Here is a 26,626-nt window from a genome sequence, read left to right as displayed (position 1 = left end):
TCAGGTCTTGCTCCGTGAGCCGCGCGGCGTGCGCGACCCCTTCTTCTTGTTGCCGGTGGGGGCCTCGGCCGGACGCGCGTCCAGGCCATGGCGGATGAAGGCCATCGCGGTGTCCAGCACGTGCTCCAGGCCCGCGTCGCTCTCCCACAGCACCCACCGCATGCCCAGGAAGTCCCCCATGCCCATGAGGCAGTAGGCGAGCGCTTCCGGATCCAGGCGATTCACCTCGCCCGCGTCCATGGCCCGCTTGAGGCCCGACACGTAGCCCCGGGCGAAGCGGTCGTAGTAGCGGCGGTAGCACGCCTCGTCCACGAACTCGGCCTGCCGGACGATGCGGTAGAGGTGACGCTGCTGGCTGGCGAACTGGAAGAAGGTGCGCAATCCCTCCCGCTCCACCGCCATGCGATCCTCGCACCCCGCCACCGCCTCCGCGATGAGCCGGCGCAGCCGCGCCCCCAGGTCATCCACCACTTCCACGAAGATGGATTGCTTGTCGGGGAAGTAGACATAGAAAGTCCCCAACGCCACCTCGGCCTCGCGGGTAATATCCGCGATGGAGGCGTGCTCGTAGCCCTTCTCCCCGAAGAGCGTCTCCGCCGCGCGCAGGAGCTTGCCGCGCGTGCGCTGCCCTCGGGGGGTCAATGGCACGACACGGGGGGCGGGCGGAGTTGAAGACCGATTCATCTTTCAACCTTGCGTAACATCCCCCTCGCTGTATTGTCAAAAGCCATCATTCCAAACGCTGACGCACCCAGACATGCAACGCATTGCGTCAGCCGCCAAGGAGCGCCAGCACCATGCAACTCAAGGATTTGAAGGTCATCGTCACGGGCGGAGCCCAGGGAATGGGCGCGCACTTCGCCACGAGGCTGCACGAGGCGGGAGCCCAGGTGGCCGTGGGTGACGTGAACGAGGAGCGGCTCGCGGCGCTGCCGGCCGCCATCCACCGCCGCCGCCTGGACGTGGCCAGCGAGGATGACTGCGCGGCGTTCGTGGCGTGGGCCCACGAGGCCATGGGGGGCCTCAACGGCCTCATCAACAACGCGGGCATCCTGCGCGACGGCCTGCTGGTGAAGAAGGATCGGGCCACGGGCGAGGTGAAGAAGCTGTCCACCGCGGACTGGAACGCCGTCATCGGGGTGAACCTCACGGGCGCCACGCTCATGGTGCGCGAGGTGGTGGCGAAGATGGCGCAGGCGGGAAACAGGCCCGGAGTCATCGTCAACATGAGTTCCATCGCCCGGCACGGCAACCGCGGGCAGAGCAACTACGTGTCCGCCAAGGCCTCGCTCGCGGCGAACACGCTCACCTGGTCGCGCGAGTTCGCCCCGTTCGGCATCCGCGTGGGCGCCGTGGCGCCGGGCATGATCGAGACGCCCATGACCCAGGGCATGAACCAGAAGGCGCGTGACGCGCTGGTGGCCAACATCCCCGTGGGCCGCATCGGCCTGCCCGAGGACATCTGGCTCGCGGTGAAGTTCGTCCTCGAGTGCGACTACTTCAACGGCCGCACCATCGACGTGGACGGCGGCTTGAGCATGTAGCCTCGCCCTGAAGTGCCGGATGGCGGGGCGTCAGATCTTTTCGCCCCCTTCGTTCGTTACAGGGAAAGCAGGAAGCATCGACCCGCGGACCGGGCGGACTTCCCGCCGAGCGGCGGCTTCACGCCCGCCGCTCTACCCGGAGAGCAGGCAAGCGCATGGACGCGAGTCCCATGCGAAGACAAAGGGGTGCAAGTTGGGACGTCTCCGCACAACCGCAAGCCGCACACACGTTCAGGGGGGTTGCGGCCGGGCAGTCAGGTGAGTAAATCATTTCCAGTCGGGAATAGATGGGACGCTCGGAAGGTCAGGCTTGGCAGGAGAGCCTGAACCCAGGAAACACCGGCTCCCATGGGGAGAGGCAATCCCGACTCAACGAGGGAACCCAGAGTCCCGCTCGGATGTCCAATCATCAGGGGGGCTGACTCAGGTATACATCTCGAGGCCCGCGGTCCGGCCGGCATCGAACACGTTCGAGCGCTGGAGCTGCTCCAGGACACGGGGCGTACATACGAGCGTCACCATGGGCACGGAGCCCGGCTCGCTTACCCAACGGACCGAGCCCATCAACTGGTGCGCGTGTAAATAGCTCAGCACCGAGTCGTGGAAGCGCTTGCCCTGTTCCAGGGCGGTGCGCTGGACGGCGGAGCGATCCCTCTGCACGGAGGGCTGCCAGGGTGCTTCGGCGTCCTCGCGCTCCATGACCAGGACCTCGATCCAATCCTGATTCATCTCCAGCCGGGCCCCCGGCAGCGGGGACACGGCGGAAATGCGTGGAAAGCGACCGGAACTCCGGCGCGGCAACGTGGCTGTCGTCTTCCTGGTCATCCGACTTCCTCCCCCAGGCCCGGCGCTCATCCGCCGCCGGCCCTGGTAGCCGCCATCCCTACCTATAAACCGCCAGACCCCGGCCCGCTCGTCCTTCGGCGGTCCGCGGCAGTTTCAGGACATTGTCGAGAATCAAATCCCTGACTTCAAGTGCCGTCAAGTCAGGGGACCGGCAGCGATATAGCGCGGCCAGTCCGGCGACGTAAGGGGCGGCCATGCTCGTTCCGCTCATTCGTTCATAGAACGCCTGGTTGTTACACCGTCGTTCTGTGCTCGAGTAAACGTTCACGCCATAACCCATCACATCGGGGACCGGGCGTTGGTTCACCACGCCGCTGGCGGAGAAACTGGCCACGCGACGCGCGAAGTCGACCGCCCCCACGGACAGGGCCTCTGGGAAGGCCGCTGGGTAGCCAGCCGTGCCAGCGCCTCCATTGCCGGCCGCCACCACGGGCAGGACGTTGGAGTCCACCAGGCGGCGCACCAGCGTCTGCAGGGCGCGGATGTTGAGACGATACTCCATGTCACTGACACCCGGCGGCGCCTGGACGGGGAAGCCCAGGGACAGGTTCACCACGGCGGGGCGCATGGCGTTCTCCGGGCGGGAGAACTGGTGCAGCAGCCACTCCATGCCGGCGGCCACCCGGCCAAGGCTGGTGCGGATGGTCTCCGACTCGATGACCGAGGCGACGTAGAGGTCCACCTCCGGGGCGACCCCGTGGAAGGTGCCCGCGGCGATGCCCGCCACGTGGGTGCCGTGGCCATCCGGATCGAAGCCGCGCACGTCCCGCGCGGGGTTCTGCGGTGAGTTGGGAAAGAGCGACACGTAGCGGAACTGGATGACGCGGTCCTGGTGCTCGGGGTGGTCCGCGTCCACGCCGGTGTCCAGGATGCCGAGCATCACCCCGGCGCCCTTGATGCCCTGGGCATGGGCGGCGGCGATGCCGCTCTCCTCGGGCCACTCGCGGTTGACGAGCGAGGACAGGCCGCGGTTGCGCGGGCCAATCTGCCCCGCGGCCACCGGACCCGGGAAGGTGAGGTGCACCGTGTCCGGGATGAACTCGAAGTCCTTGCCCAGCTCCGCCCGGGCGATGCGCTCGGCCTGCTCCGAGACGAAGTGCGCCATGGTGGCGCCGATGAGTGGCATGTGGCGGTAGGTGCCCACTTCCGCGGCCGTGGGCAGTTCCATCACCGGGCCCTCGCTGGCGGCGACCTGGACCTCGTTCTTGAGGCCCCGCTTCGCCGCCGACTTGCGCTTGCCGCGCGCCACGACGGGGCCGTTCACCTCGGGCAGGCGTCCGGGCAGCGTGGCGGAGTTCAGCCCGAGGCTCCGCAGCATGTCCGGTGCCCGCCCGCTGATCATGAATTGAAGGGCGGTGCTGCGCTGCAACACGCGCTCTCCCTGCTCCGTGCCCCGCACGCCCGGCTTGGCATGGGTCTCGATCGACTCCTTCGGAACCAGGAGATAGGACTTCATGGTGGCTCTGCTCCTTGACGACGGAAAAACCACGACCGCACCGGCTGGGCGCGTCAGACAGCGGGAAGGGCGCCAGCCGCGCCCAGAGGCCAGAAAGAGGGACTCTTAAGCGCGACTAGACCGTTTCCCCCTGACATCCCCCCGCCGTCCCCGATGTGGACGCCGGGGAATATCCCGATGTTCCACGGGAATGACCCACCAACGTTCGAAACTGGAAAACATTCTCAACCCGAAGCGTAATACGAATCGGGACAGCCCTGAAACGCCGGTCCGCCGGTGTGAATCGTCCGGGAAGCCGTTCCCCTACATCATTGTTCGCCACCTCGGCGCCAAGGCGGATTATGGCGACATGCCGTCCGCCCGCCGGAGACCCCCTTGATTCCCTATCTGCACGTTCCTCCCCTCAAGCTCGGCCCCTTCACCATCGAGCCGTTCGGCATCTTCGTGGCGCTCGGCATCTTCCTGGCGGCCCGGCTGCTCGCCACCCAGGCCGAGCGGCGGCAACTCGACTCCAACGCGCTGCAGGACTACGCCCCCTGGGGCGTGGGCGTGGGCATCGTCGTGGGGCACCTGCTCCATCTCTTCGCCTATCACCCCGAGGAGCTCTCCAAGAGCCCCTTCCAAATCCTGAAGGTGTGGGACGGCCTGTCCTCCTTCGGAGGCCTGCTGGGCGGCATCCTCGCCGCCGTCGTCTTCTTCCGGGTGAAGAAGCTGCGCTTCCGCGACTACGCGGATGCCTTCGCCCTGGCCGTGGCCCCCGGATGGGCCGTGGCCCGGCTCGGCTGCTTCGCCGTGCATGACCACCCCGGTGTGCGCACCGACTTCTTCCTCGCCGTGAACTTCCCCGGCGGGGCCCGGCACGACCTGGGCTTGTATGACGCCGTCTTCCTCTTCGCCCTGACGGGCCTGCTGTGGGCGCTGCGCAACACCGACGCCATGCGCGGCAAGCTCCTGCCCCTCCTGTCCCTCCTCTATGCCTTCGGCCGCTTCTTCTTCGACTCGCTGCGCGCCACCGACCTCTCCTATGTCGATGCCCGCTACCTCGGCCTGACTCCCGCCCAGTACGGGTGCATCGGGCTCGTGGCCTTCGGGCTCTACGGACTCGCCACCTGGAAGGCGACCGCCCGCGGGCCCCGGACCGAATCCGGTGCGCCTGGAAACGTCCAACCCCAGGCGCGGTAGATCGGCTGACGCACCCTCCGTCCTAGCGCGGGGGGTCGGAGCATTCTTGTAGGCTATCCCTCGTTCGCCCGCATGCTTCACGCCGGGTGAATCCTCTGGAGGGGGACTCTCATGAAAGCTCATCTGTGTTGGCTGCTCGCCGCGACCCTGCTCGGTGCGTGTGGAGGCGCCGATGAAACGGCGCTCCCGTCCGCCGGCTCCGACGCCGCGGTGCTCGAAGAAGCCCTGCGGGAGACCGGGGGCGGCGGCACGGGATGGCGAGAGGGCTTCGTCCAGCTCACCACGGGCGTGCGCATGCACTACGTGGAGCAGGGCCGTCAGGACGGGCCGGTGCTCGTGCTGCTGCACGGCTACACCGACTCGTTCCACTCCTTCGACCTGGACTCCGCGCTGCTGCCGAGCCGGTACCACGTCTACGCGCTCGACCTGCGCGGCCATGGAGACTCCTCCCGGCCCACGTGCTGCTATTCCCAGTCGAACCTCGCCGCGGACGTCGTCGCCTTCCTCAACAGCCGGGGCGTGTCCCAGGCGGTGCTCGTCGGCCACTCCATGGGCAGCTTCATCGCCCAACAGGTCGCGCTCGAGTCCCCCCAGCGCGTCCGGGGGCTCGTGCTCGTCGGCTCGGCGCCCACCGCCAACAACGCCGTCATCCGGGAGCTGAAGGCCACCGTGGACACGCTCCAGGATCCCATCGATCCGGCATTCGTGCGCGACTTCCAGGCCAGTACCTTCTACCGCCCCATTCCCCCCGCCTTCCTCGACACCGCCGTCTCCGAGAGCCTCAAGGTGCCCGCGCGCGTCTGGAAGGCCGCGCTCGCGGGCCTGGCGGCGGAGAACCACGCCTCGCAGCTCTGGCGCATCCAGGCCCCCGTGCTCGTCGTGGGCGGAGACCGGGATGGCATCTTCTCCGTGGGCGAGCAGCGCGCACTCGCCCACGCCCTGCCCAACGCCCGCCTCGCCCTCTACGCCGACACCGGGCACGCCCCTCATGTGGAGCTGCCCCAGCGCTTCGTGAACGACGTGGTCGCCTTCCTCCAGGGCCCCTGCGCCCTGCCCTAGCCGCCTACCAGTTGTTCACCGACTTCAAGTCGAAGAGCTCCGGGTAACCGTTGGCGCGGAGAATCTGCGCCGCCGCCGCGCTGCGGCCCCCGGCCTGGCAGTACACCACCACCCGCGTGCCCGGCGGGCCCACCTCCGCGAGGCGCTGGGGCAACTCCTGCACCGGGATGTTGCGCGCGGGCTCCGGGTGGCCCTGACGGAACTCCTCGGGGGTGCGCACGTCCAGCAGCACCCAACCCTCGCCCACCAGCTCGCGGGCCTTCTGCGACAGCTCTTTCGGCGTCATGGCACCGGACTTTAGCCGGAAACTGGAGCCCGAACGTCAGGCCGCTACAGTCCTGTCCCGCGTATGCCACCGCTGGACAAGAATTCGTTGCTCACCCAACTCGTCGACCGGCTCCACCAGAGTGACCGGCTCGCCCACCGCGCCGAGGCCGACGCGCGAGAGGCCGCCCGTTCTCTCGCCACCGAGTCCGAGAAGAAGGAAGACGGCCGCGCCGCCATCGAATACGGCAGCCTCGCCACCGGCCAGGCCCAGCGCGCCCGCCGCGTCCACGAGGAGTTGCAGGCGCTCGCCGAGTTGCAGCAGGCGGGCCTGCCTCGCCAGAATCCCAAGGGGCCCGTGGCCCTGGGCGCCATCATCGACATGTCCACCGAGGACGAGGAGGGCTTCGCCGAGCGCACCTTCTTCCTCTTGCCCGTGGGCGCCGGTACCGAGCTGACGGGCCCCGGCGGCGATGGCTTCCTCTCCGTCATCACCCCCTCCTCCCCCGTGGGCCGCGCGCTCATGGGACGTCGGGCAGGCGACACCATCGAGGTGACGCTCGCCGGGGAAGTGCGGGAGTGGACGGTCCTCGAGATCGCCTGAAACACCCGCCTTGCGGGCGTCCCCGGACTCCGCTCAGGCTCGGGGGCGATGGGCAGGCGCTCGGCTCGCCGCCCCCCGCACGTGTCTTGCGATGGACGATCCTCCGTGGGACGGTGGATTTGGCCCGTCCAAGCTGATTTGGAAGGGAGCTTCATGCGCTCGTCCACCGAGCCGGTCCCGACCCACGGGCCCGCGCGCACGCCCTCGCTGCCCATCACCTGGCCCGCCGCCCTGTTCGGGCTCATGTTCGGCGTGGCGATGACCTACGCGCCCTACGAGTTCCACGCGGCCCAGTTCCGGCCGCTCTACCCGTACGTGCGCTTCATGGGCATGGCCTACCTGGTCAGCAGCATCGTGCTGATGGCCACCATGCTCTACCCGCCCGCGCCGCGCTGGCTGGACGTGCTCGGGCGCGTGGGCTTCGGCGCCGTCACCAGCCTGTACTGGTGGGTGCTCAACGTGCGCACCGGCGGGCTCACCGGCGCCATCCTCTATCCGCTGCTGCTCGCGGGCGTGGCCCTGGAGACGAGCCCCCGCTGGCGCAAGCGCGAGGTGCTGCGCGGCGTGGTGGCCCTGCTGGCGCTCGCCTTCGGCGTCATCATGCTGGTGGCCCACCAGCGCTTTCCCTCCGTCTTCTACGCGTCGCTCACGCCCCTGCTCGTGCCCATGGGGCTCGTCTTCCTGGGCTGCGGCGTGGGCCTGCTCACGCCCGCCATCACCCGGCGCTCGCCCCACCTGTCGCGCGTCTTCTTCGCGCTGCTCGCGGTGGACTTCTCGCTGCTCGCCTGGGGCCTGGGCCGCATCGGCTCGGGGCCCGCCGCGCTCATCTACGTCATCCTCACGCTCGCGTGCGTCGCCGCCGCCACGGGCTTCCGCCCCCGAGCGCCCCGCACCGTGGGCTTCAAGCTCTTGCGCGGCCTGGCCTTCTCCGGCGTCGTGCCCCTGCTGGCGCTCGGCGGCTTCGCGGCGTGGCTCGCCCAGGGCGCCATCGAGCGCCAGGTGCGCGACGACACCATCCGCGCCGCCGTGGGCGAGGCCGACTTCCTCGTGCGCTACCTCGACGACTCGCGCGAGTCGCTGCAGCTGCTGCTCGAGTCGCCCGGCTTCCGCTCCGCCTTCGCCGCGCGCGACAGGAAGCTGCTCGAGCTCTACCTGCGCAACCTCCCCGCCCAGGCGCGCGCCTTCGACGCCGCCATCGCCGTGGACAAGGAGGGCCTGGGCATGGCGGCCAGCTACGGCAAGGAGGACCTGGGCACCTTCGCCCACCGCGACTTCTACGCCGGCGTGCTGAGCACCAACGCCCCCTACGTGTCGCGCCCCTACATCAGCCAGCTGGGCCTGCCCCACGTGGCCGTGGCCCTGCCCTTCAAGCAGGACGGCAAGATGGAGGGCCTGCTCGTGGGCCTCTTGTCCCTCGAGCGCCTGAGCGCCGCGGTGACGCCCGCCGCCCAGCGCTTCCGCGTGCAGGTGCTCGACCGGCGGGGGCTCCTGCTCCTGCGTGACACGCTCGCGGGCGCGCCGCTGCTCAGCGTGGCGCAGCTGCCCGATGCCCTGCGCGTGCACCTGTCGAGCAGCGACGAGGGCGTGGTGGAGACGTTCGGCCCGGACAACCAGCGCCTGCTGCTGGCCGCGGACGCGCCCGTGCCCGGCACCGAGTGGAGCGTCGTGGTGGCCCAGGACATGGGCGTGGCCTACCGCGCCATCACCCGCACGAGCGTCGCCTTCGTCCTCATGCTCGCGCTCGGCGTGCTGCTCATGCTGGGCCTGTCCCAGTTCGTGGCGCGCGACATCATCCGCCGCCTGGACACGCTGCACGGCGCCACCGCCGCCATCGGCCGCGGCGAGCTGAGCCAGCGCGTGCCCGTGGGCGAGGACGACGAGCTGGGCGAGCTGTGCCGGGGCTTCAATGAAATGGCCCAGCGCACGGAGCTGGCCCAGGGCGAGCTGCGCGAGGCGGTGCGGCTGCGCGAGGAATTCCTCTCCGTGGCGAGCCACGAGTTGCGCACGCCCCTCACGCCCCTCAAGGGCTTCGCCGCGCTCACGCTCAGCCGCGTGGAGAAGGGCGGCGACTTCCCCGAGCGCGAGCGCACCCTCAAGGCCCTGCGCTCCATGGCCCGGCAGACCGACCGGCTCACCCGGCTGGTGGACGACCTGCTCGACACGTCGCGCATCCAGGCGGGCCGCTTCGAGCTGGAGTGCGCCCAGGTGGACCTGGTCCCCCTGGTGCGCGAGGTGATTGAACGCTTCGAGCTGCGCGGCACCGAGGGCCTGCGCTTCGTCTTCGACGAGCCCGAGCAGCCCGTGGAGGGCGTCTGGGACGGCCCCCGCCTGGAGCAGGTGGTCACCAACCTGTTGTCCAACGCGGTGCGATACTCACCCCATGGCGGCACCGTGCGCGCGGCCTTCCACTTCACGCCGGACTGGGTGGAGCTGCGCGTGCGCGACGAGGGCATCGGCATCCCCCCCGAAAGCCTCGCCCAGCTCTTCCAGCCCTTCGCCCGCGCTTCCAATGCCACCGCGCGCCACTACGGCGGTCTCGGGTTGGGACTTTTCATCTGTCGTGAAATCGTTCAGCGCCATGGTGGCACCATCTGGGCGGAGAGCCCAGGCGCGCAACAGGGCAGTTGCTTCCACGTCCGCTTGCCCCGTGAAGTTCCAGTCACCGCCGCCATCCCGCCCCCTCCCGCCGCCGCCGCCAGCTAATCCGAGCACCGTGGAAAATCCGTTTACGTGGAGTGGGATGCAGAAGCGCGTCCGGCAAGGTAACGTAATTGTTCAGCGCGGCGGTTCACGGAGAGTCCCCCCCTCCGAGATGCGATGTCCTTCTCATCCATGCACGTGAAGCCCCAACCGACTCCGCTTCTCTTGGCGCACGCGCAGCGCTCTCCGTCCACCGACCATCCGGGAGAGGTCGTCTTCCAGCTCGATTCGCACGGGCAGCTGACGTACCTCACGCCGATGTGGACGGAGCTGACGGGCTTCGCGGTGGAGGAGTGCCTGGGTCAGCCCGCCTGGCATTACGTGCATCCGGAGGACCGGCCGCTCTATGACGAGCTCGGCCGTCGGCTGGCCAGCGAGGCGTGCGATGTGTCCAAGCGGGAGTTGCGCTACCGCACGCGGGACCACGGCTTCCGGTGGGGCGAGGTCTACCTGCGGCCCATGCACGCGGAGGAAGGCGCCTACGTGGGCCTGCGCGGCACCCTGCATGACGTCACCGAGCGGCGCGAGGCCCAGGACGCCCTGGCCCGGCGCGAGCGCTACCTGAGCGCCCTGGTGAACATCCAGCAGCTGCTGCTCGGGGTGAACTCGTCCCACAATCTCTTCGCGCGGCTGATGCAACCGTTGGGCGAGGCCTCGGGCGCCAGCCGCGTCTACGCCTTCGAGGCCCACCGCAGTCCCGACGGCGACATGCTCGTGAGCCAGCGCGCCGAGTGGTGCGCGCCGTCCATTCCGCCGCAGATCGACAACCCCGAGCTGCAGAACCTGCCGATCGAGACCCTGCTGCCGCGCTGGTACGAGCTCATGTCGCGCGGCCAGGCCATCACCGGACTGGTGAAGGACTTCCCGGCCGGGGAGCGCGCCGTCCTCGAGCCGCAGGAGATCCGCTCGCTGCTGGCACTGCCCCTGTGGGTCCACGGCACGCTCGCGGGCTTCATCGGCTTCGACAACTGCGTGGACGAGCGCGCGTGGGACAAGCTGGAGGTGGACCTGTTGCAGGCGGCCACCAGCGCCATCTCCCTGTCCATGGAGCACCGCCAGGCCGAGCGCGCCCTGCGCGAGCGCGAGCAGCGCTTCCGGCGCATCGCGGAGAACTCCTCGGACGTGCTCTACCGCTACCAGCTCGCGGGCACACGCTCCTTCGCCTTCGTGAGCGGCGTGGTGACCAAGAACCTGGGCTTCACCCCCGAGGAGCACTACCGCGACAGCCTCTTGTGGCACCGGCGCGTGCACCCCGATGACCTGGAGGTGCTCGAACAGCTCCTCTCCGAGCCCCAGCGCGTGGCGGACACGCCCCAGGTGGTGCGCTTCGCCAGGCCGGATGGGCGCACGCTATGGCTGCAGCACGTGGTGACGCCGGTGTTGGACTCGGCGGGCATGTGCGTGGCCGTGGAGGGCATCGCCCGCGACGTCAGCGAGCGCCGCCAGTTCGAGGAAGCCCTCAAGCTGTCCGAGGCGAGCTTCCGCATCCTCCTGGAGGGCGTGCCCGAGCCCGCCGCCATCCAGCGCGACGGCCACATCATCTACGCCAACACGGCGCTGGTGACGTCGCTCGGCTTCGAGCTGCCCTCGGAGGTGATGGGCCGCCGGCTCCAGGAGTTCCTGCTCGACGAGCCGGCGTCGCCTCCCGACGCGGTGCCGCTCGTCACCGGGGAGCGGCGGCTGCTGCGGCGCGATGGCAAGGTGCGCGTGGCGGAGTTCGCCTCCCTGCCCCTGCTCTTCGACGGCAAGCCGGCCGTGGTGTCCATCGCGCGCGACGTCACCGAGCAGCGCCAGTTGCAGTCGCGCCTGAGCCTCGCCGACCGCATGGCCTCCATGGGCACGCTCGCCGCGGGCATCGCCCACGAAATCAACAACCCGCTCGCCTTCGTCATCTCCAACCTGGGCTTCCTCGCGGACGAGCTGCGCCGCATGCCCTCCATCATGCCGCCCGGCGGGCTCGCGTCCCGGCCCGAGGCCAATGAGTGGCGCGGCGTGCTGTCCGAGGCCCGCGAGGGCGCCGAGCGCGTGCGGCAGATCGTCCGCCAGCTCAAGGCCTTCTCCCGCCCGGACGAGGAGCGGGTGGACGCGGTGGACCTGCACGCCGTGCTGGACTCGGCGGTGATGCTCGCGGCGAACGAGATCAAGCACCGCGCGAGGCTGCGCCGCGAGTACGGGCCCATCCCCCGCGTCATGGGCAACGAGGGCCGCCTGTGCCAGGTGTTCCTCAACCTGGTGGTGAACGCGGCCCAGGCCATCCCCGAGGGCGCCGCGGACAAGAATGAAATCTGTCTGCTCACGCGCCTGGGCCGCGATGGACGCGTCGTGGTGGAAGTGCGGGACACGGGCAGCGGCATCCCCCGCGACGCGCTCGGGCGCATCTTCGACCCCTTCTTCACCACCAAGCCGGTGGGCGTGGGCACGGGCCTGGGGCTCGCCATCTGCCACGGCATCGTCACCAGCCTGGGCGGAGACATCTCCGTGGAGAGCGAGCCCGGACGCGGCACGACCATGCGCGTGGTGCTGCCCGCGAGCGAGGAAAGCACCCGCGTGGAGAAGCCCGTGGTGGCGCCCGTGGCCGTCCCCACCCAGCGGGGCCGGGTGCTCATCGTGGACGACGAGCCCGCCGTGGGCCGGGCCCTGCGGCGCATCCTCCGCGAGCACGACGTGGAGCTGGCCACCAGCGGCCGCCAGGCCCTGGAGCGCCTGACCACCGACACCCGCTTCCACGTCGTCCTGTGCGACGTGATGATGCCGGACCTCGGCGGCAAGGACCTGTACGAGGCCGTGCAACAAGGGGGCTCGGGGCTCGAGCGCCGCTTCGTCTTCGTCTCCGGGGGCGCCTTCACGCCCGGGGCGCGCGACTTCCTCTCCCGGGTGCCCAACCCCACGCTGGAGAAGCCCTTCGACGAGGCCGCCGTCAAACGCGTGGTGCGCGAGCTGGTGATGAACCCCTCGCCCGCCACCAACTGACGGACTCCGCCGGGTGACGGATGGGCCGGCGCGCGCGTCTGCGTCAGGCTGTGCCCGATGAATCGCACCTACCTGCTGCTCGCCGCCACCGGCCTGCTCGCGCTCGGCGCGGCCGTGGTGGGGCTCCCGACGCCCCCGCTCCCCCCGCCTCCGCCAGGGCCCTCGCGGCCGCCCCCCGCGGTGAACACGCCCCTCGTCCAGACCCAGCAAGGCGCGCTGACGTTCGAGGGCAGGTTGTCCAATGCCGTGCTGCCCGTGGGCCCCCACGAGGCCTATGCCCTGCTGACGGTGCGCGCGGAGCGTCCCCGCCAGGAGCGGCGCATGCCGGTGAACCTGGCGCTGGTCATCGACCGCTCCGGCTCCATGCGCGGCCAGAAGCTCTCGGATGCCAAGCGCGCGGCGCGCATGCTCGTGCAGCGCCTGGGGCACGAGGATCGGCTCGCGATCGTGCACTACGGCTCGGACGTGCGCGTCCTCCCCAGCGCGTACGTGATAGAGGAGGCGCGCGGACGGATGCTCTCCTTCGTGGAGGCCATCGAGGACACGGACGCCACGAACCTGAGCGGCGGCCTGGAGGCGGGCGCCGAGGCGCTGCGCCCCTTCCTGAGGGACTTCCGCGCCAACCGCATCATCCTGATGAGCGACGGCGAGCCCACCGATGGAATCACGGAGGAGGAGGAGCTCGGGCGTCTGGCGAGACGCTATCAGCGCGAGGGCATGGCGGTGAGCGGCCTGGGCGTGGGCGAGGAATTCAATGAACAGCTCATGCGGGGCCTGGCCGAGCAGGGCGGCGGCTTCTACGGCTACATCCAGGACTCGGAGCGGCTGGCGGACATCCTCCAGCGCGAGGTGGACCAGGCGGCGAGCACGCTGGCGCGCGGCGTGGAACTGCGGCTCACCCTACCCGAGGGCGTGAAGGACGCCCAGGCGTTGGGAGTCCCGTCGCGAGTCGAGGGCGGCGAGCGGGTGATTCCCCTGTATGACCTCGCGGGCGGCCAGGAGGCGAGTGTCACCGTGAGGCTGACGCTCGACCTGGGGGAGCGCCCGGAGCCCCTGCCGGTCCTCCACGCGCGCCTGCACTACCGCGACGTGGAGACGGAGCGCGCGGTGGAGCAGGAGCTCCACTTCACCGCCCGGACGGACCGGGGCGCGGCGACGGGGTATGACGCGATGGACCCGGAGGTGCGGGTGGCCGTGACGCGGGCGCTCGGGGCCCGGGAGATGCAAGCGGCGGCCGAGGCGATGAAGCGGGGCGATCGCACCCGGGCGCTGGGCATGCTGGACAAGGCGCGCACCCTCTTCGGCAGATCCGCCGAGGCGCTCTCCGGGGAGATGGCGGACGTGGACAGCACCCAGGCCGCCTATCTCAACGCCCAGGATGAAACTTCCGTGAAGCGTGAAGCGTTGAAGCTCCACAACAAGTCGCTCAAGTCCTTCGGACAGAGCAACGCCTACTAGGAAAGACCGGCCATGGCCTTCTCGGTACAGCTCCACGCGCGCGAGGACTTCGAGGTACGCACGCTGCGCGCGCTGGGCGGTGCGGCCGTGCTGGCGCCGCTGGTGGCGCTCGGCGAGTGGTTGCATGTGCGCGTGGACGTGGCCTTCATCGCCCTGGTGGGCGCGGGGCTCGCCAGCGCCCGGGTGGGATGGAAGACCTGGGTGGCCCTGGCCGTGGGCCTTCCCGCCCTCCTGAGCCTGCCCGAGCTGCTGCGCCTGCCCGTCCCCGCGGCCCAGGTGCTCATGGGCGTGCTCGCGGCGAGTATGGTGGGCCTCTGGAATCCGGAGTGGAAGCCCCGCCCGGAGCAGGTGCTGGCGGGAGCCCTGGGCGCCGGGGCGCTCGTCCCGCTGGGCATGTATGTGCGCAGGGTGCTCGACGCGCGGCTCCTCGACGGACTCACGGGCCCCCTGCACGCCGCGCCCGGCCTGGCGGTGGTGGCCCTCTTCTGGAGTGTCGGCCGGCTGGCGTCGCACCTGGAAGTGCACGCCAACACCGTCGAGGCTCGGGGGGCCCGGTTGCGCACACGGATGGTGGGCGAGCCCCAGGAACTGGTGGCCCGAACGGTGACGCTCTACCGGGAGTGCCGCGCGGAGACGGCGCAGCTCGGCTCGGCCCCGGGACGCAAGGAGCTGGAGCGCGTGCTGGACACGCTGGCGCTCGAGGTGTTCAACCGCGCGGAAGCCCACGCACAGCTCGAGTCCCAGTTGAAGGGCGCCCGGATGGAGGACGTGAACACCCAGGTGACGGCGTTGCGCACGAAGGCGACCGCGACGACGGACGCGGTGGCCCGGCGGCAGTTGGAGCTCGCGGCCGGCGCCCTCGGCGAGGAACTGAACCAGTTGGAAACGATGGGCCGCAAGCGCGAGCGGCTGCTCGCGCAGCTCCACGCCCAGGTGGCGATGATGGAGCGCGCCCGGGTGTCCCTGGTGGCGGTGCGCGGAGGCGACGTGGCCGCGAAGGGCGAACAGGCGGCGCAGCTCGCGCGACGGCTCGCCGAGCTGGGCCAGGAGGACGCGGGCGGTCCTCCGGCCCAGTGACGCCCCGGGGCCACCGCCCTCACACGGGCCGCTTCTCCCGGGCCACCCGCTCCAGGAGTTCCACGCCCCGCTCCAATCCCGGCAGGGCCAGGGCCTCGGCCTGGATCTTCCGGGCCCGCTCCCGGTAGCCGCCGTCCTTCAACATCTCGCGCACCTGCTGACGGACGACCTCCGGCGTGAGCGAGGCCAGGTCCAACAGCCGCGACACCCCGAGCGCCACGCAGGCCTCGGCGTTCATCGGCTGATCCGCGCCCAGCGCCATCACGAGGCTCGGCAGGCCCGCGTACAGCGCGCTCTGCACGCTGCTGTAGCCCCCGTGCATGATGGCCAGGTCACACCGGGGCAGCAGCAGCGACTGCGGGATGTAGCGCTCCACGTGCACGTTGGAAGGCTGGGGACCGAACTGCTCGGGGTCCTGGTCCCGCCCCACCGTGACGATGAGCTCCACGGGCTCCTCGCGCAGCCCCTCGATGATCATCGCCAGGGGCCGGTTGAACTTGTTGAACACCGTGCCGAGCGTCGCGTACACCACCGGCCGCGAGCCCAGCGAGGACACCCAGGCGGGCAGGGCCTCGGTGCCCGAGCGGTCGAACAGCTCCGGCTTGAGGTGGTGGGCCGTGGGCGCCAGTTCGCTCCCGAAGAAGGAGACCGGCAGGAACGCCAGGTGCAGATAGCGGAAGAGCGCCTGGCCCCGGGGATCCGACGGCAGGCCCGTCTCGGCGCGCAGCGCGTCCAGGTGCCGCAAGAAGATGGGCGAGTCCGTCATCCGCATCCGGCCGCCGCCCACCTGGATGGACGCGTACGGAATGCCCAGCTTCTCGCCCACCAGCGTCGGCGCGAAGTCCATCGAGTCGAACACGATGAGCTCCGGCTTCCAGCTCTCGCACACCCGTTGCAACTCGGGCACCTTGCTGCGCGCGAACGTGTCGATGAACATGCCCGCGGCGTGCTCCTCCGTCTGCTCCGGGGAGGCCGAGCGCATCGAGATCTGACGCTGGTGCTCCTTCAGTTTCTCGGGGCTCAGCGAATCGAAGCTGATGCCCGCGGGGAAGACGCGGAAGCCGTTGGCCTGCACGAAGGACTGGAACGTCTCGGGGACGCAGAAGGCCACCTCGTGGCCGTGAGCCTCGAGCGCGCGGGCGGTGGGGACCAGGGGATGGAAGTGACCCGTACCTGAGTGGGTCGAGAAGAGGACTCGCATGGGGGAACTCCGAGTCTGCGGGGGAACGCGCCCCATATAGCGCTCCCGGTCCCACGCGGCTCATCATCGAAGCGCACCGGCCTTCTGACCTCCAACAGTTACCGTGGCCTTGTGACGCACCAGTCACGCAACAACGCTCTCTCAAAAACCGATAATCCGAGGGCGGAGCAGCTGTCCGGCTTCGCTGGGAGACACGGTCGTCTCCGGCCCCCTTCACCGCTCCTTCGCGGGAGCAGGATGTCCTTCGTGCGAATGACCCCCCCCTCTTCGAGCCACCCCCGCCCCTTCCGGTTGACCGCCGCGCTCACCCTCGCCCTGGTGGCGTGCGGCGCTCCCACCCAGGAGGAAACGGGGACGGAGGTCACGGCCACCCAGCAGGCCGAGCTGGCCACCGCCCGGGTGCGGCTCATGGCGGCCAACATCTCCAGCGGCAACAACCAGAGCTACGACCCGGGCCACGGCACCCGCATCTTCCAGGGCACCCAGCCGGACATCGTGATGATCCAGGAGTTCAACTACGGCTCCAACTCCGCCGCGGACATCCGCTCCTTCGTCAACACGGCCTTCGGCTCGAACTTCTATTACTACCGCGAGACGGGCGCTCAAATCCCCAACGGCGTCATCAGCCGCTACCCCATCCTCGAGTCGGGTGAGTGGACCGACACGCAGGTGAGCAACCGGGACTTCGCCTGGGCGCGCATCGACATCCCCGGGCCCAAGGACCTCTGGGTGGTGAGCGTGCACCTGCTCACCTCGGGCAGCGGCGTGCGCAACACGGAGGCCACCAACCTCGTCAACTACATCAAGTCCAAGGTGCCCTCGGGGGACTACCTGGCCATCGGCGGCGACTTCAACTCGGACAGCCGCAGCGAGGCCCTGTTCTCCACCTTCTCCTCGGTGGTGTCCACGGCGAGCCCCTACCCGGCGGACAAGAATGGCAACGTCAACACCAACGCGAGCCGCGGCAAGCCGTATGACCACGTGCTGGTGAGCAGCAACCTGCGCGCCTACCAGACGTCGACCGTCATCGGCTCCAGCTCGTTCGCGGCGGGCCTGGTGGTGGACACGCGCGTGTACTCGCCCCTGTCGGACATCTCCCCGGCGCAGAGCGGCGACAGCGGCTCCACCAACATGCAGCACATGGCCATCATCAAGGACTTCCTCGTGCCCTCGGACAGCGTCAGCACGGGCGTCACCGTGACGTCGCCCAACGGCGGCGAGAGCTGGACGACCGGCAGCACCCAGGCCATCACCTGGACGTCCTCGGGCGTGACGAACGTGAAGCTGGAGTACACCCTCAACGGCTCCACCTGGACCACGCTCACCTCCAGCACCAGCGCCAGCACGGGCCGCTACACCTGGACCGTGCCCACCACCGCCACCACCACCGCCCGCGTGCGCGTGACCGACGCCTCCAACTCGGCCACCACCGACACCAGCGACGCGGCCTTCACCCTGACCACCTCCTCCGGCGGCGGCACGGGCAGCGCCAAGCTCGTCATCAACGAGGTGCTGGCCAACGAGGCGGGCTCGGACGTGAACGGGGAGTTCATCGAGCTCGTCAACACGGGCGGCGCCTCGGCGGACCTCTCTGGCTGGACGCTCTCGGACGCCTCGAGCGTGCGCCACACCTTCCCGAGTGGCACGAGCCTCGCCGCGGGCAAGGCGATCGTCGTCTTCGGCGGCGCCTCGGGCATTGGCGGCACCCCCAACGCCGTGGCCGCCTCCACGGGGCAGCTCAACCTGAGCAACAGCGGTGACACCGTGACGCTCAAGAGCTCCGCGGGCAGCACGGTGGACACCGTCACCTATGGCTCGTCGCTCTCCGGCTCGGACGGGGTGTCCTTCAACCGCAGCCCGGACCTCACCGGCACCACCTACGTGCTGCATACCAGCCTCGCGAGCACGTCGTCCTCCGCGGGCAAGAAGGCGAACGGGTCCGCGTTCTAAGCTGAGGGATGTTCACGAGCGATCACCCTCCTGGGACTTCCGGGCGGGTGTCCTCCCCGAGGTAAGCGGGCAATCTGAGAGCTCTGGATTGCTCGCTTCCAGGGAGAGACCCCATGCGCGCCCGTCCCTCACTCCGTCACTCGGCCCCGGATGACGCCCGGCCCCCCGTGGCCCGGCTGTGTCCTCCCCGCGAGCACGTCGCCCGCCCCCACCGCGCCACGCGCCGCCGCTTCGCCCAGGAGCTGGAGCTGCCCGGACTGATGTGGGCCGGCTGCGTGAGCGCGAGCATCGGCGCCATGCGCGACATCGGACTGGCCGTGCATGACCTCGGGCGCGGACTGGGGGAGCTCGCGCGGGGAAGATGGCGCCGGGGCGCGCGGCGGCTCGAGCGGGGCCTGTTGAAGATTCCCCAGCTCTTCCTGGACATCGCCCTGAGCCTGGGACTCCGGCTGGTGAGCGGCATGCAGACGCGCGTGGGCGTGGAGCCCCTGGGCACCCGGCTTGGCCTGAGGCAACTCACCGAGCTGCGCAAGGTGTTCGGCGACAGCGTCGACTACGCGCGCGTGAGCCTCAAGATGGGCCGGCTCGGACTGCTCTCGTTCCCCGGCCGTGCCTTCGTGCTCGGCCACGTCCTCTATGTGCCCTCGGACTCGCCCACGCCCCCCTCCAGCTCCATGCAGAGGCCCCTGCACCTGCTGGTGCGAGAAGTGGGACGCGTCTGGCAGTACCAGCACGGCGGGACGGATTATGGATGCGAAACACTCTGGGCGCGCTGGTTCGCCGAGCCCGAGGACTGGCGCGCCGCCCTGAACGAGGGCCGGAGCTGGGCCGAGCTGGATCCCGAACAGCAGCTCCAGTTCCTCCAAGCCGCCTATAGCCGCTCGCGCTACTTCATGAGCCCGGACCAGCGCTTCATCGACGACGACACGGGCGTGGACTACACGCCCCAGCTCGAGGCCGCGCTCGAACAACTCCGCGCGGGGCGTGGCGCGCCCTGACCTGAAACCAAGAGCCCCTACTTGCGCGAGGCGCGCGACCGACGCGTCACGCCCGCGGACTGGCTGCTCTCGCCCGAGGGAGGCTCGAACAACCCGGTGGTCTCGCGATACACCCCGGACGCGATGCGCTGGGTGATGTCCTCACGCAGGCGAAGGGCCTCGGAGAGCGCCGCGTCGATCTGTTCACGCACCTGAACCGAGTGCTCGTCCATGGCGATGCCCCGGTACTCGGAGGCCTCGCGGGGCCGGGCGATCCGGCCCACCGCCGCCTTGCCGCGGCGCCGCTTCTTCACACCCTGCCCACCCCGGGCCGGCTTTCCAGTCGCCGCCTTCCGCTTGTCCGCCATCCCAGCCTCCCCGCATGAGGTTCCGCCTGGGAAGGTGGGGTGGGCCCCTCCGTGCCGGAAGTCCTGTCCCACCAGGCGGACAACCGCCGGGCCCTCGAGGTACCCGCTCCGGGGGCCGCCAGACGGGCGGACGGGAAAGAAGAGGACCGCATATCCAGGGGCGCCCTCCGTCCCAAGGGGACAATGTCATCTTCCACGTTTCCAGCCGGGTGCTCCGCGCAGGTGGAACGTGCGGAGGGAGTCCGCCTGGGTTAAGCGTCGCCCGACCCGCCAGGACGGACTCCGAGCAAGCCCCAGAGTCCCCAGCGCGGGAGGAGGATCCGAGTGATGTCCGCACAGCAGCCGAAGAAGAAGCGCTGGCCCTATGTCCTGGGAGGCATCGTCCTGGTGCTCGTGGCGGCGGGGGCCATCGCCCTGTGGCGGCTGGATGCCTTCCTGCTGGACACGGCCCGCGCCGAGGCGGCCGTCTACGCCCAGAAGCTCGGACGGCCGATCGACATCGGCGCGCTGTCCACCCGGCTGCTGCCCTCCGTGGGCGTCGAGGTGGAGAACGTGGTGGTGGGCGCCGCCCCGGACGAGCCCGCGCCGCTCCTGGAGATGAAGCGCCTGGAGGTGGACGTGGCGCTCTGGCCCGTGCTGACCTCCAAGGGCAAGGACATCCAGGTGAAGAACGCCGAGGTGAAGGGGCTCACCCTCCACTTGGTGCAGCTCGCGGACGGCACCACCAACGTGTCGCGCGTGCAGGAGAAGCTGGCCGAGGAACAACCCGCCGAGCCCACCCCGGAGGAGCCCGCCCAGGACCTGTCCGGCGTGCGCGTGGACCGGGCCGCCCTCACGGACGCCACCTTGCGCCTCATCGACCTGAGCGGCGGCGCCAGGCGCGAGCTCGCCATCAACCACCTCGACGTGGAGGTGAAGGACCTGCGCGCGGGCAAGCCCCTGGAGGTAGCGCTCCACGCGGCGGTGCTCTCCGAGAAGCAGAACTTCCACCTCGACCTGAAGACGGCGCCCCTGCCCGCCTCGCTCATCCCCGTGCCCGAGAGCGTGGTGCTCAAGTCCGAGCCCATCGATCTCACGCCCCTCGGGCCCTTCCTCGGTCCGGAGGTGGGGTTGCAGGCGGGAACGCTCCAGGCGAACTGGACGGCGGACCTGGGCGCGGCGGTGCCCGGAGGCACCGGGCCCACGGCGCTCAAGGGAGGACTCCAGGCGCGCGGCCTGCGCTTCGCGGGCGCCGAGGGCGGCAAGGCGCTCGACGTGGTGCTCGACACCGACGTGACGGGCGACATGCTCACGGGCGACCTGTCCCTGCAGAAGATGCTCGTGGAGCTGGGCCCGGCGCGCCTCACCGGCAAGGGCCAGGTGAAGGGCCTGCTCACCCCTAGCCCCGCGGTGCAGGATTTCGAGCTGGTGGGCGAGAAGCTCGACCCGGCGCTGCTCGCCGAGTACTACCCGCCCCTGCGCAAGTCCGTGGGCAACCAGGTGGCGGGCCCCATCGGCTTCGTGGTGCGCGGCGGCGGCAACCAGGCCGAGCAGGCCCTGAACGTGAACGTGGACCTGACGCCGGTGCGGCTGCGCATCCCGGCTCAGCTCACCAAGGAGGCCGGCGGAACCATGAAGCTGACGGCCCGGCTCACGGGCGCCGCGGCCAGTGGCGGCGCGCTGCGCTTCGACGCGAAGACGGACATGACGGGCGTGGACCTGCGCCCGGGCGCGATTCTCGACAAGCGCCCCGGCCAGACGTTCACGCTCGACACGGCGGGCACCTACCAGCCGGCGAATGGCAAGGCGCCCCTGAAGGTGGACCTGAGCCGGCTGGCCCTCGCGGTGCGCGAGTACACGATGTCGGGCACGGCCTCGGTGGCGCTCGGGGGACAGGGCGCGAAGCAGACGACCACCTTCGCCCTGGCGCTCAAGAGCCCCCGGCTCAACGCGGATGAACTGCTCCTCAAGACGGAGGCGCCCGCCGAGCCCAGCACGCCCGCGCCCGAGGCCCCCGAGGATCCCCAGCGCTTCAACGGGATGAGCGGAACCGTGCGCCTGGAGATCGGCGCGCTGCGCATGAGCGAAATGGACTTCAGCGACCTGATCGCCGAGCTGAGGATGGAGAATGATCTCATCACCGTGGAGCGCTTCACCACGGGGGTGTACGGCGGCACCGTGTCGGCGAGTGGCAGCTCCGTGCGGCTGGGGCCTCCGGCGGCGCAGCGGCCCTTCGTGGTGAAGGCGGAGGCCAAGGGCCTGGAGATGGAGCAGGCCCTGGCCACGCGCACGCCCAAGAAGGTGCTGGGCGGCAAGTTCGACGGCCAGATGGACCTGCAGGGCGTGGGCTACGAGATGTCGAGCCTCCAGGAGCGCATGGCGGGCGCCATCCAGGGCAACCTCGCGGGCGGCGTCTTCTTCGGCGCGGATCTCCCCGCGGCGGTCTCCGGACCGCTGGCCCGGGCGCTGCCCTTCAAGAGCAAGGAGCTGAGCAGCGAGGGTGTGACGAAGCTCGCCGAGCAGCTGCCCTTCAGCCTGCAGATCAAGGACGGCGTGGCGCAGCTGTCCAAGCCCATCACCTGGACGCGGCCGGAGGCGGCGATGAGCTTCGCGGGCGGCATCCGGCTGGACGGCACGCTGGACCTGGCCGGCACGGTGAACCTGGAGCCCGCGCTCATCAAGACGCTGACGCTCGGCAAGGTGACGCCCCCCGAGGCCCTGCCCCTGGCGCTCAAGCTCACGGGCAAGGCGTGGAGCCCGGAGGTGACGGGGCTGGACGTGAAGCCGGCGGCCACGGCCCTCGCGAAGCTGGCGGCGGCGGGCGCGGCCAAGGAACTGCTCGGGAGCAAGGGCGAGGCGGTGGGCAACATCATCACCGGCGGCACCGACGCGGCGAAGCAAGCCGCCCAGGCGGAGGCGGACAAGCGCAAGGCGGAGCTGGAGGCCAAGGCCCGCCAGGAAGCGGACGCCGCGCGCAAGAAGGCCGAGGACGAGGCGAAGAAGCGCCTCAAGGGCCTGCTCGGGCGTTGAGCCGGTGGGCGCCGGCGCCGCTCAGCCGATGTTCGGCGAGGGCGCCAGGCGCCGGGGCCCGAGCCGATCCCGATCATGCGGGACGCTCAGGTCCACCGAGGGCCCCAGCGGAACGATGCGCGTGGGGTTCACCGCGTCCTGGCTCCAGTAGTAGTGCACCTTGATGTGCTCCAGGTTCGTCGTCTGCGCGAAGCCGGGCGTCTGGTACAGGTCGAGCAGGTAGTTCCAGAGGTTGGGGAAGTCCTGGATGCGCGCCAGGTTGCACTTGAAGTGCGCGTAGTAGATGAGATCGAAGCGCACCAGCGTCGTGTAGAAGCACAGGTCCGCCTCGGTGAGCACGTCCCCGCACACGTAGCGCTGCCGGGCCAGCACCCGCTCCCAGCCCTCCAGCGCGGCGAACAGCTCGCGGCACGCCTGCTCGTAGGCCTCCTGGGTCTTGGCGAAGCCCGCCTTGTACACGCCGTTGTTCACCGGCTCGTAGAGCGCGTTGATCACCCCGTCCACCCGCTCGCGCAGCCCCTCGGGCCACAGCGTCACCGGGTGGAGCGCGAAGGCATCGAACTCCGTGTCGAACATCCGCATGAGCTCGCGCGACTCGTTGTTGACGATCGTCCGCTCGCGGATGTCCCACAGGATGGGCACCGTCACCCGCCCCGTGTAGTGAGGATCCGCCCGCAGGTAGAGCTCCCGCAGGTGGCGCGCCCCGTTGAGCCGGTCCATGTCCGAGCCCGGGAACCCCTCGAAGCTCCACCCGTCCGGCCCCATGCGGGGGTCCACCACCGTGACGCCCACCACGTCCTTGAGACCCTTGAGCGCATGCATGAGCAGGGCACGCGACGCCCACGGACAGGCGTAGGAGACATAGAGGTGGTAGCGGCACGGATCCAGAGGGAAGCGCCCTTCCCGCTGGGCGGACACCCGGTCGCGGAACCGCGTGGGCGGGCGCACGAAACGCCCGGCCTCGTCCGGTGCGTACCAGTCCGTCCGCCACTCTCCATTCACCAGCATTCCCACGTGCACATGCCTCCCGGCATCCCCACAACATGCCCTTGGGTGAAACCCCGACGAGGAGGGCTGATATCAAAACCGGGGCGCCGGGGGCTCATACGCGGAAGCTGATCGCGATCCGCTTGAGCCGCTCGAGCGAGGTATTCAACCGGCCCACCGCCGCCTCCGCGTCGTGCGTGGAGGCCACCACGTCGTTCATCCGCTGGGACAACGAGGCAATCACCTGGGTCATCTGCGTGATGCCCGCGTTCTGCTGGGTCACCGACGCCACGATCTGCCGGGCGGCCTGGCTGCTCTCGTGCACCACCGTGGTGATTTCCGTGAGCCGGTCCCCCGAGGTCAGCACCTGGGAGATGCCCTCCTCCACCTGCTCGCTGTCCTGCTCCGCGTTGGACACCGTGTCCCGGATGGCCTGGTTGATTTCCCGGAGGATCATCCCGATGCGCTGGGTGCTCTGCACCGACTGGCCACTGAGCGCCCGCATCTCACGCGCCACCACCGCGAAGCCCCGTCCTTCCTCGCCCGCCCGCGCCGCCTCGATGGAGGCGTTGAGCGCCAGCACGTTGGACTGGTCCGCCAGGTCGCGCACACTGCCGATGATTTCCCCCGCGCGCACCGCCTGCTCGGACAGGTGCGCCACGTTGGCCATCATCGCCTCCACCCGCGAGCGCAACTGCCGCAGCCCCCGCGCGCTGCTCTCCACCGAGGTCCGGCCCGCGGCGCTGAACTGGTCCGCCTGCCCCGCCACCGTCAGCACCCGCTCGGCCCGGCTCGCCGCCAGGCGCGACGTCTGGGCGATCTCCTCCATCGTCTCGCTCGCCTCGGTGAGGCCTCGCGACTGTTGGCCCAGCCAGGCCAGCTGCCGCTGAGTCGCCTCCGACAGCTGCCCGGCCGCCCGCTCCAGCTCGTCCACCGTGCCCTGCAGCGCCACGGGCACCGTGCGCAGCCGCGTCACCAGCGCCTCGATGCCCCGCGCGAGCTGGCCCACCTCGTCCTTCGAGTCCACACCGATGTGCTGGGTGAGGTCTCCCTCGGTGGCGATGCGCGTGGTCACCTCCGTGAGCCGGGTGAGCGGCCGCAACACGCCTCGCGCCAGCCACACCGAAAGCCCCCCGAGCACCAGGATGCACAGCCCCCCGAGCGACAACACCCAGCGCTGCCGCCACTGCTGCAAGAGGACGATCTCCTCGGAGGAGCGATCCAACCCCGCCTGGGCCCACTCGCTCGAGCCGCGCAGCGTCTGCTGCAGGATGGCGTGCTGCTCCAGGGCCTGGGCATGGGCCGCGGCCGCGCCCGCGTCACGCGCCTCCGCCAGCGTCAGGGCCCGCTGGGTCTGGACCCAGAACGACAGGAAGGCCTCCCCCAGCCGCTTGCGCCGGGAGGACTCCATCACCGGGTTGGCCTGGACGCGCACCAGCTCATGCTCGAAGTCCTCCGCGAGCTGCCTCAAGGTGTGGCTCCGGACATCGTCCCGCGTGGGAGCGGTCGTGCCCAGGTTCCAGCGCAGCAGCGACCCCAGCGCGTCCAGGTGCCGAAGGGAGGCGAGCGCGGGCGAATAACCCCGGATGATCCGCCCGCCCAGTTGCGCGGCGTCGTGACCCGCCCACGTCGACAACGCCAGGAGGGCCAGGAGGAACGCCGTGGCCACGGTCGGCAGCAGGAAGACCTTGCGCTTGAACGACATCCTCTCCGCCTTCCCCCATCAGGGGGCCCGTGCTCCGAGCCAGGGGCATGCGCCACCTCGACCCACCCGGCAGGATACTGGATGAGCGCCCCCGCGCGCGGGGCTTTGTCCCGCCCGGGGGACAGGGGTGGGGAAAGGGGGCACGATGGCGCCCCCGTGACGCCGCCCGGGCATTGGGTGGACGGTTGTGCGCGCATCGTCGCGAGGACTCGGCTAGGAGAGGGACATGGCCGAGACCAAGCCTCCCGCGAAGAAGAAGAAGGGCCCCCTGGAGGTCCGCGTGCGGCGCATCCACCGCCGCGATCTCAACCGGGCCTGGGAGTTCCTCAAGCTCGTCTTCCGGGACGTCAACCGGGAGACCGTGGAGTACCAACGGCCCCGCTCCAAGCGGCGCTTCCTGGAAGTGTACTCCTCGGACTGGATCGAACAGCTCGTCTACGAGGTGGAGGGGGAGATCGTCGGTTACTCGGAGTGCGCCTTCGAGGCCACGGGCGACGACAACTGGGTCAACCCGCGCTGGTTCGAGAAGCGGGGCATGCGGCCGCTCTTCGTGGAGGAGCTCGCCGTGCACCCAAACTACCAGGGCCAGGGCGTGGGCAGCTTCATCCTCGAGCAATTGCAGCACCTGGCGCGCACGCGGGGTTGCACCCACCTCGTGCTGGAGGTCGCGGAGAACAACGAGTCCGCGCTGAGCTGGTACCGCACGCGCAACTTCACCAAGCTGGACGCGGCCATCTTCCTCGCCCAGAAGGTGCCCGGAGAGCCGGACCTCCTGCCTCCGCGCCGCATCAAGCCGCGCCCCTCGCCCGCCTCCGAGGGCAACCCCACCATTGGCGTCGCGTCCCAGGAGGGCGGGCCCGCGGTCACCAGCGCGAGGAAGGCACGGCTCGTGCGCGCCCTGTCCGGAGGGGGCCGCAAGAAGGCCGCCCCCGCGGCCAAGAGCACTCCCGAGCCCCAGGACGAGTAGTGCCGCTCGCTCAACGCGTGCCAGGGCCGTAACGCGACACCTTGCCGCGACAAGCCGCGTCGCACTCGGGGAACAAGCGCAGGAAGCGGGCTCGCGCACGGCAGTCCGCCAGGAGTCCGCTCTCGGGAGTCCCCAGGCACATCGACTCGAACGTGGCGAAGTCGCGCTGGAAGAGTTCCGCCCGCTCCGCGGGATTCATCGCCATCAGCGCCCGCCGCTCCTCGCCCTGCCCCCAGTAGAGGATGAGTCCCAGCAGCAACAGCGCCACCACCCACCAGACCATCCGAGGGAGGGACCGTCCG

The 26,626-nt window shown here is 70.1% G+C and carries 21 protein-coding genes; 12 read left to right on the top strand and 9 right to left on the bottom strand.

The features are described from left to right. Nucleotides 1–684, bottom strand: a complete 684-nt coding sequence (locus tag MEBOL_RS18215) for a TetR/AcrR family transcriptional regulator (RefSeq protein ID WP_095978636.1) — start codon at nucleotides 682–684, stop codon at nucleotides 1–3. 113 nt (nucleotides 685–797) lie between these two features. Here MEBOL_RS18215 and MEBOL_RS18210 point away from each other — a divergent pair, with 113 nt between their 5' ends. Beyond that, entirely contained in the window at nucleotides 798–1,544 is a 747-nt protein-coding gene (locus tag MEBOL_RS18210; RefSeq protein ID WP_095978635.1) for an SDR family oxidoreductase, read from the top strand. Nucleotides 1,545–1,967: 423 nt separating this feature from the next. Here MEBOL_RS18210 and MEBOL_RS18205 read toward each other — a convergent pair whose 3' ends face one another. Both MEBOL_RS18205 and popC read right to left on the bottom strand, forming a co-directional pair. Further along, entirely contained in the window at nucleotides 1,968–2,369 is a 402-nt protein-coding gene (locus MEBOL_RS18205) for a hypothetical protein (RefSeq protein ID WP_245919869.1), read from the bottom strand. A gap of 58 nt (nucleotides 2,370–2,427) precedes the next feature. Next, entirely contained in the window at nucleotides 2,428–3,846 is a 1,419-nt protein-coding gene (popC, locus tag MEBOL_RS18200) for a subtilisin-like protease PopC (RefSeq protein ID WP_095978634.1), read from the bottom strand. Nucleotides 3,847–4,221: 375 nt separating this feature from the next. On the opposite strand from popC, the gene MEBOL_RS18195 reads away from it, so the two are divergent. Both MEBOL_RS18195 and MEBOL_RS18190 read left to right on the top strand, forming a co-directional pair. Then, nucleotides 4,222–5,028, top strand: a complete 807-nt coding sequence (locus tag MEBOL_RS18195; protein ID WP_095978633.1) for a prolipoprotein diacylglyceryl transferase — start codon at nucleotides 4,222–4,224, stop codon at nucleotides 5,026–5,028. A gap of 111 nt (nucleotides 5,029–5,139) precedes the next feature. Beyond that, nucleotides 5,140–6,087 (top strand): alpha/beta fold hydrolase, encoded by a 948-nt coding sequence (locus tag MEBOL_RS18190; RefSeq protein ID WP_095978632.1) that lies wholly within the window; start codon nucleotides 5,140–5,142, stop codon nucleotides 6,085–6,087. Nucleotides 6,088–6,091: 4 nt separating this feature from the next. Here MEBOL_RS18190 and MEBOL_RS18185 read toward each other — a convergent pair whose 3' ends face one another. After that, on the bottom strand, nucleotides 6,092–6,373 hold the full coding sequence (locus MEBOL_RS18185; RefSeq protein WP_095978631.1) for a rhodanese-like domain-containing protein: 282 nt from the start codon (nucleotides 6,371–6,373) through the stop codon (nucleotides 6,092–6,094). Between the two features lie 63 nt (nucleotides 6,374–6,436). Here MEBOL_RS18185 and MEBOL_RS18180 point away from each other — a divergent pair, with 63 nt between their 5' ends. The 5 genes from MEBOL_RS18180 (at nucleotide 6,437) to MEBOL_RS18160 (ending at nucleotide 15,160) form a co-directional block, all read left to right on the top strand. Continuing rightward, complete coding sequence (locus tag MEBOL_RS18180) at nucleotides 6,437–6,955, top strand: GreA/GreB family elongation factor (protein ID WP_095978630.1); 519 nt, start codon at nucleotides 6,437–6,439, stop codon at nucleotides 6,953–6,955. A 153-nt stretch (nucleotides 6,956–7,108) separates the two neighbouring features. Then, a complete protein-coding gene (locus tag MEBOL_RS18175) occupies nucleotides 7,109–9,658 on the top strand; it encodes a sensor histidine kinase (RefSeq protein WP_095978629.1) in 2,550 nt (849 codons plus the stop codon). Between the two features lie 114 nt (nucleotides 9,659–9,772). Next, on the top strand, nucleotides 9,773–12,625 hold the full coding sequence (locus tag MEBOL_RS18170) for a PAS domain S-box protein (RefSeq protein WP_245919864.1): 2,853 nt from the start codon (nucleotides 9,773–9,775) through the stop codon (nucleotides 12,623–12,625). A 57-nt stretch (nucleotides 12,626–12,682) separates the two neighbouring features. Beyond that, nucleotides 12,683–14,083: a vWA domain-containing protein gene (locus MEBOL_RS18165; RefSeq protein WP_095978628.1), complete on the top strand. Its 1,401-nt coding sequence runs from the start codon at nucleotides 12,683–12,685 to the stop codon at nucleotides 14,081–14,083. Between the two features lie 12 nt (nucleotides 14,084–14,095). Next, a complete protein-coding gene (locus tag MEBOL_RS18160) occupies nucleotides 14,096–15,160 on the top strand; it encodes a hypothetical protein (protein WP_095978627.1) in 1,065 nt (354 codons plus the stop codon). Nucleotides 15,161–15,179: 19 nt separating this feature from the next. Here MEBOL_RS18160 and MEBOL_RS18155 read toward each other — a convergent pair whose 3' ends face one another. Beyond that, nucleotides 15,180–16,361 carry a glycosyltransferase gene (locus MEBOL_RS18155; RefSeq protein ID WP_095978626.1) on the bottom strand — a complete coding sequence of 394 codons (1,182 nt, stop codon included), beginning with the start codon at nucleotides 16,359–16,361 and terminating at the stop codon, nucleotides 15,180–15,182. A gap of 252 nt (nucleotides 16,362–16,613) precedes the next feature. Between MEBOL_RS18155 and MEBOL_RS18150 the strand changes: the two genes are divergently transcribed. Then, nucleotides 16,614–18,311 carry a lamin tail domain-containing protein gene (locus tag MEBOL_RS18150; protein WP_095982850.1) on the top strand — a complete coding sequence of 566 codons (1,698 nt, stop codon included), beginning with the start codon at nucleotides 16,614–16,616 and terminating at the stop codon, nucleotides 18,309–18,311. 113 nt (nucleotides 18,312–18,424) lie between these two features. After that, nucleotides 18,425–19,309, top strand: a complete 885-nt coding sequence (locus MEBOL_RS18145) for a hypothetical protein (RefSeq protein WP_095978625.1) — start codon at nucleotides 18,425–18,427, stop codon at nucleotides 19,307–19,309. Between the two features lie 17 nt (nucleotides 19,310–19,326). Here MEBOL_RS18145 and MEBOL_RS18140 read toward each other — a convergent pair whose 3' ends face one another. Beyond that, nucleotides 19,327–19,656 (bottom strand): hypothetical protein, encoded by a 330-nt coding sequence (locus tag MEBOL_RS18140; RefSeq protein ID WP_095978624.1) that lies wholly within the window; start codon nucleotides 19,654–19,656, stop codon nucleotides 19,327–19,329. 327 nt (nucleotides 19,657–19,983) lie between these two features. On the opposite strand from MEBOL_RS18140, the gene MEBOL_RS18135 reads away from it, so the two are divergent. Next, nucleotides 19,984–22,665: an AsmA family protein gene (locus tag MEBOL_RS18135; protein WP_095978623.1), complete on the top strand. Its 2,682-nt coding sequence runs from the start codon at nucleotides 19,984–19,986 to the stop codon at nucleotides 22,663–22,665. Between the two features lie 21 nt (nucleotides 22,666–22,686). Here the strand turns inward: MEBOL_RS18135 and MEBOL_RS18130 are convergent, their stop codons facing one another. Together MEBOL_RS18130 and MEBOL_RS18125 are read right to left on the bottom strand one after the other, a co-directional pair. Then, nucleotides 22,687–23,673, bottom strand: a complete 987-nt coding sequence (locus MEBOL_RS18130) for a glutathione S-transferase family protein (RefSeq protein WP_245920096.1) — start codon at nucleotides 23,671–23,673, stop codon at nucleotides 22,687–22,689. A 94-nt stretch (nucleotides 23,674–23,767) separates the two neighbouring features. Further along, the gene (locus MEBOL_RS18125; RefSeq protein ID WP_095978621.1) at nucleotides 23,768–25,357 is read right to left on the bottom strand and encodes a methyl-accepting chemotaxis protein; all 1,590 of its coding nucleotides are present in this window, start codon (nucleotides 25,355–25,357) and stop codon (nucleotides 23,768–23,770) included. A gap of 226 nt (nucleotides 25,358–25,583) precedes the next feature. Here MEBOL_RS18125 and MEBOL_RS18120 point away from each other — a divergent pair, with 226 nt between their 5' ends. Next, nucleotides 25,584–26,324 carry a GNAT family N-acetyltransferase gene (locus MEBOL_RS18120; RefSeq protein ID WP_095978620.1) on the top strand — a complete coding sequence of 247 codons (741 nt, stop codon included), beginning with the start codon at nucleotides 25,584–25,586 and terminating at the stop codon, nucleotides 26,322–26,324. A gap of 10 nt (nucleotides 26,325–26,334) precedes the next feature. Here MEBOL_RS18120 and MEBOL_RS18115 read toward each other — a convergent pair whose 3' ends face one another. Further along, complete coding sequence (locus MEBOL_RS18115) at nucleotides 26,335–26,607, bottom strand: hypothetical protein (RefSeq protein WP_095978619.1); 273 nt, start codon at nucleotides 26,605–26,607, stop codon at nucleotides 26,335–26,337. Nucleotides 26,608–26,626: the final 19 nt, after the last annotated feature.

This window comes from Melittangium boletus DSM 14713, from assembly GCF_002305855.1.
Lineage (GTDB): Bacteria > Myxococcota > Myxococcia > Myxococcales > Myxococcaceae > Cystobacter > Cystobacter boletus.
Note: the sequence above shows the minus strand (reverse complement) of the source record. Positions and strands in the feature narration are given on the sequence as shown.